We start from the raw sequence: 5,324 nt of genomic DNA on the forward strand, positions 1-5,324 counted from the left end.
GCAGGTGGAAATGGGAGAACACTTCGCTGTCGACCAGCAACAGCGTGAGCCCGATGGTGGCCAGCGCGGCGGAAATAAATCGCAGCAGCCGCTGCGACATCACCACAAAGGTGAGCGGGAAGATCACCAGCAAATAGCCGGCGAACACGATAAAGCTGAAATGCCCCAGCACGCTGACAAAGGCATAGACCCGGCCCAGCAGGGATGCGGGCCAGTCGGTGACAAACAGGTAGCGGCTGCCCAGCCCAAGGGCGAGCAGGATGTTGAATAAGGCGAACCAGTGCCCCCAGCTGATCATCTGGGAGACTTTTTCACGATAACGCTGACGGTTTGTCACCATAAGTCAATATTAATGTGCTTTATCTTCACGGACAGAAGCCTGCAGGGCTTCCGCGAACGATCTTGCCAGGGTTTTCCGCTGCGCGGGGGCAACGCTGGTGTTGATCAAATTAGTGACCATGTTGCCCAGCACCATCAGGGAAAGATCGGTGGGGGTATGGTGTTTTTCCAGAACATTGACCAGCTCTGAGAGCAGTTGTTCAACGTGTTCGTCACTGTAACGGGATGATTGTGGCATAAAATTGCGCTTAGTAATCTGCAAAGTGCCCTATCTTACCGTATAGGGCAGTGATTTTCCGCTCTTTTATCACTTCCTGTCATTTGGGGAAGGGGGCGCCCGTGGCGGGGCTGCTCCTCGCAGCGCCTTTCCGGTTTGCCGCGGCTTTTTAGTATTGCAGGGCGGGGTCTTCAGTGTTTGAATACGCGCCTAAAGAACAGGAGGATTTATCATGAGTCTGGATATCGACCAGATCGCTCTGCACCAATTGGTGAAACGCGACGAGCAAACGCTGGACGTGGTGTTGCGCGATACCTTGCTTCCCACCAACGCGGCGGTGGAAGAAATGATGACGGAACTGCATCGCGTCTACAGCGCCAAGAGCAAGGCCTTGGGCCTGTTCAACGAAGGCAGCGAGCTGGCGGAAGCGCTGCGCACTTGCCGCAAGGACGATAAGGACTTTCTGGCCTTCAGCCGCGCGGCGACCGGCCGCCTGCGCGACGAACTGGCGAAGTATCCGTTTGCCGAAGGCGGCGTGGTGCTGTTCGGCCAATATCGTTATCTGGCGGTGGAGTACTTGCTGATCGCGGTGCTGAACAGCCGTAACAGCATGCGCGTCAACGAAGAACTGGATATCAACACCACGCACTATCTGGACATCAACAACGCCGATATCGTCGCGCGCATCGATCTGACCGAATGGGAAACCAACCCGGAATCGACCCGCTATTTGACCTTCCTGCGCGGGCGCGTAGGCCGCAAGGTCGCCGACTTCTTCATGGATTTCCTGGCGGCGTCCGAAGGGTTGGACACCAAGGCGCAAAACCGCGGGCTGCTGCAGGCGGTGGACGACTACTGCGCCGATGCGCAGTTGGACAAGAACGAGCGCCAGTCGGTGCGCCAACAGGTGTACAGCTACTGCAACGAACAGCTGCAGGCGGGCGAAGAGATTGAACTGCAGGCCCTGTCGCAGGAGCTGTCGCCGGTCGGCGAGAAAGACTTCATGCAGTTCTCCAGCGAGCAAGGGTATGAGTTGGAGGAAAGCTTCCCGGCGGATCGCGGCACGCTGCGCCAGCTGACCAAATTTGCCGGCAGCGGCGGGGGCATCAGCCTGAATTTCGACGCCATGCTGCTGGGCGAGCGCATTTTCTGGGATGCGGCCACCGACACGCTGACCATCAGAGGCACGCCGCCGAACCTGCGCGATCAGCTGCAACGCCGGACCGGCAGCGGCAAGTAAGCGCGACGAATCGCAGACAATAAAAAACGCCGCAATTGCGGCGTTCTTTATTTCGGCGTCCCGAAAGGTTCGAAAACGTAGCGATTAAACGCGAACGAAGTCGATGTGAGCCAGTTTTGGCTTGAACGGGTGACGCTGTACAGCCTGAACCTTAACTTTGGTTTCTTTACCGTCGATAACCAGAGTTACTGCTTCGCTGTAGAATTCTGGTTTAGCTTCCATGTTCTTAACAGAATCATGGTCCAATTCGATGGAAACTGCAGCTTCTTTGCCACCGTAAACGATAGCTGGGAATTTGTTTGCTGCACGCAGGCGGCGGCTCGCACCTTTACCCTGGTCTTTACGTACTTCTGCATTGATAGTGAACATTGTTTTTTCTCTTAAAAGAAAATTTACCCTGCTACAGGCGACCCAAGTAGCAAGTTCGGAAATCCGCTTTAACGCCGGGCAGGCCCAGGTAAAGCGCGCGGCATTTTAACGGAAAGCCGCCCGCAGGGCAACGAAAACCTGTCCAGATTGAGGACCGTTCGCTCAGGTCAATTGATTGGCGCGGCGGAAACGACCTTGATAATCGAACACTTTCTCGCGCACTTGCCAAAACTGGCCTCGTTTGCGCGCCACCACGAAATCCGGATGGCGCAGCGCCTGCTGTTGCGCCAGCACGTCGGCGGCGGTGTGCCAGGCGAACGGCACGCCCGGTGCGCGCTGGTGCGGGCGCAGGAACAGCATCTCGAACGCTTTGCGCTGCGCCGGCGTCTGCAGGCGGAAACGCTCGCTGGTGCTGGTGCCGTCCTCGTCGTAATAGGTGGCCTTCAGCCATTCGCCCTTGTCATCGCGGCCGCTCTGCAGCTCCATGCCGCCGCAGCGCAGCACCAGCGCGTCTTTCAGCTTCAGCGCCGCCTTCAGCATGTCGTCGGGATCGACCAGCACCTCCTGACACTGATGGCAGCGGCGTGCGGCGATGTCGTTCTCCGCGCCGCAGTGCGGGCAGCTCTTGAACCGGAAGCGGTAATCGCACTGTTCGCGGTGGCCGTCGTCGTCTTCCAGCCACCCCTGGCAGCGGCGGCCGTAGTGCTCGATAATGTCGCCGTTCTCGGTGCACTTGCCCCAGAACAGATTGGCGAAGCCGCAGGCCGGGCAGAACACCTGCACCGGCTGGCTGTCGCCGTGCGGCTTGCTGACGCCGACCTCCGGCGTGAACAGATCGTGCGGGTTGCCGGCGTAATCGAGGATCAGACAATCTTCCTTACCGGGCGCCAGCCGCAGCCCGCGGCCGACGATCTGCTGATACAGGCTGACGGACTCGGTCGGGCGCAGGATCGCGATCAGATCGACGTGCGGCGCGTCGAAACCGGTGGTCAATACCGCGACGTTGACCAGATAGCGCAGCCGCTGCTGTTTGAACGCCTCGATCAGCGCATCGCGCTCGGCGGGCGGCGTTTCGGCGCTGACCAGCGCGGCTTCGCCGTTCGGCAGCAGGCCGTGGATCTCGCGGGCGTGTTCGACGGTGGCGGCGAAGATCATCACGCCTTTGCGATCCTCAGCGTATTCCACAATCTGGCTGATGATGTGCGGCGTGACGCGGTTTTGCCGCTTCAGCTCGCGGTTCAGATCCGCTTCGCTGAACAGGCCGTTGCTTCTGGCCTCCAGCCGGCTGAAATCGTACTGCACAATCGGCATGTCCAGCCGCTCAGGCGGCACCAGGAAGCCGTTCTTAATCATATAGCGCAGCGGCAGCTCATAGATGCAGTCGCGAAACAGGCTGGCGCCGTCGCCACGGGTGAAACCGTGGTAGTGATACTGGTAAATCCAGCCCTTGCCCAGACGATAGGGCGTGGCGGTCAACCCCAGCAGCCGCAGCTGCGGGTTGGTTTTCTGCAAATGCTGGATGATTTGTTGGTACTGGCTGTCGTCGTCATCGCTGATGCGGTGGCATTCATCGACGATCAGCAGCGAAAAGGCGCCGTCGAACAGCGGCAGGTTGCGCGCCACCGACTGCACGCTGCCGAACACCACCTTGCCGGCGCTTTCTTTTTGTTGCAGGCCGGCGGCGAAGATGTCCGCCTCCAGGCCGTAGGCGCAGTATTTGGCGTGGTTTTGCGCCACCAGTTCCTTGACGTGCGCCAACACCAGCACCCGCCCACGGGCGCGCTTCGCCAGTTCGGCGATCACCAGGCTTTTGCCGGCGCCGGTCGGCAGCACGATCAGCGCCGGTTCGGGACGCCGCCGGAAATGGTTGATGGTGGCTTCGACCGCTTCCAGTTGGTAGGGGCGTAGGGTAAAGGCCATAAATGAACGCCGTAGAGTGGAATGGGCCGCCGGGTACAGATCTTGTCGCCTCCGTTCCCACAGAAACAGCGACATTTTACGCCCCGGGCGGCCGAAAAATTTCTACTATTATGCCTTCTGCGCGCGCGCGGTGCGAGAAGCGTGAAAATTACCTCTGTCGGGCAACGCGTAGTGTCGCTATACTTGTGTGACAGCAATCGCTGTTCCCCCACGCGATTTCCCCCCTGAACCTGCTATTTGCACCCGGTGCAACGGTGGGCGTCATATTTTGGCAATACGATCAATGCGATCATAACAACGACAGGCAAAGCAGATCCCATGCGATTGGACAAGTTTTTATCTCAGCAGTTAGGCATCAGCCGTGCGCTGGTCGCGCGCGAACTTCGGGCTAAACGCGTCACCGTGGACGGTGAGGTGGTGAAGAGCGGGGCGATTAAACTGACCCCGGAGCAAGAAGTGGCGTTCGACGGCAATCCGCTGCAGCAGCAGAACGGCCCGCGCTATTTCATGCTCAACAAACCGCAGGGCTACGTCTGCTCTACCGACGATCCCGATCATCCGACGGTGCTGTATTTCCTCGATGAGCCGGTCGCGTACAAGCTGCACGCCGCCGGGCGGCTGGATATCGACACCACCGGGCTGGTGTTGATGACCGATGACGGTCAATGGTCGCACCGCGTCACGTCGCCGCGCCACCACTGCGAGAAAACCTATTTGGTCACGCTGGAGCACCCGTTGGCGGAAGACACCGCGCAGCGTTTCGCTGAAGGGGTGCAACTGCACAACGAGAAAGATCTGACGCGGCCGGCGACGCTGGAGCAGGTCGACGAGCACGTGGTGCGCCTGACCATCAGCGAAGGGCGCTACCACCAGGTGAAGCGGATGTTCGCCGCCGTCGGCAACCGGGTGATCGCGTTGCACCGCGAGCGCATCGGCGCCATCGTGCTGGATGACGATCTGGCGCCGGGCGAATACCGCCCATTGACGGAAGAAGAGATCGCCAGCGTGGGCGCGCCGCACCTGCAGGACTGATAACCGATCATTGATTGCGGCCGATTAAGGAGTCGTGGAACGTGCAACAGAACCGAACCTCTCATCTCGGTTTGATTTTCATTCTGGGCCTGTTGTCCATGTTGATGCCTTTGGCCATCGACATGTACCTGCCCAGCATGCCGGTGATCGCCGCCCAGTTTGGCGTCGAGTCCGGCAGCGTGCAGATGACGCTCAGCGCCTATATGC

At 59.5% G+C, this 5,324-nt stretch carries 6 protein-coding genes and 1 pseudogene; 3 read left to right on the plus strand and 4 right to left on the minus strand.

Going from position 1 to position 5,324, the window contains the following annotated elements; all coding sequences use genetic code 11:
- The coding region (locus ADK28_RS11725; protein WP_048795725.1) for a DUF3413 domain-containing protein at positions 1-340 on the minus strand (340 nt) is incomplete at its 3' end.
- A gap of 9 nt (positions 341-349) precedes the next feature.
- Positions 350-577 carry a YejL family protein gene (locus ADK28_RS11730; protein ID WP_004935782.1) on the minus strand — a complete coding sequence of 76 codons (228 nt, stop codon included), beginning with the start codon at positions 575-577 and terminating at the stop codon, positions 350-352.
- Positions 578-788: 211 nt separating this feature from the next.
- Here ADK28_RS11730 and yejK point away from each other — a divergent pair, with 211 nt between their 5' ends.
- Positions 789-1,796: a nucleoid-associated protein YejK gene (gene yejK / locus ADK28_RS11735; RefSeq protein WP_004935779.1), complete on the plus strand. Its 1,008-nt coding sequence runs from the start codon at positions 789-791 to the stop codon at positions 1,794-1,796.
- 84 nt (positions 1,797-1,880) lie between these two features.
- Here yejK and rplY read toward each other — a convergent pair whose 3' ends face one another.
- A complete protein-coding gene (gene rplY / locus ADK28_RS11740; protein ID WP_004935776.1) occupies positions 1,881-2,165 on the minus strand; it encodes a 50S ribosomal protein L25 in 285 nt (94 codons plus the stop codon).
- A gap of 162 nt (positions 2,166-2,327) precedes the next feature.
- The gene (locus ADK28_RS11745; RefSeq protein ID WP_048795726.1) at positions 2,328-4,085 is read right to left on the minus strand and encodes a DEAD/DEAH box helicase; all 1,758 of its coding nucleotides are present in this window, start codon (positions 4,083-4,085) and stop codon (positions 2,328-2,330) included.
- Positions 4,086-4,403: 318 nt separating this feature from the next.
- Here ADK28_RS11745 and rsuA point away from each other — a divergent pair, with 318 nt between their 5' ends.
- A complete protein-coding gene (gene rsuA / locus ADK28_RS11750; protein WP_033639831.1) occupies positions 4,404-5,117 on the plus strand; it encodes a 16S rRNA pseudouridine(516) synthase RsuA in 714 nt (237 codons plus the stop codon).
- Positions 5,118-5,197: 80 nt separating this feature from the next.
- Positions 5,198-5,324, plus strand: a pseudogene (locus tag ADK28_RS32970) (Bcr/CflA family multidrug efflux transporter); the annotation flags it as partial.

Origin of the sequence: Serratia sp. 506_PEND (genome assembly GCF_001076875.1) — a bacterium.
GTDB lineage: Bacteria > Pseudomonadota > Gammaproteobacteria > Enterobacterales > Enterobacteriaceae > Serratia > Serratia marcescens.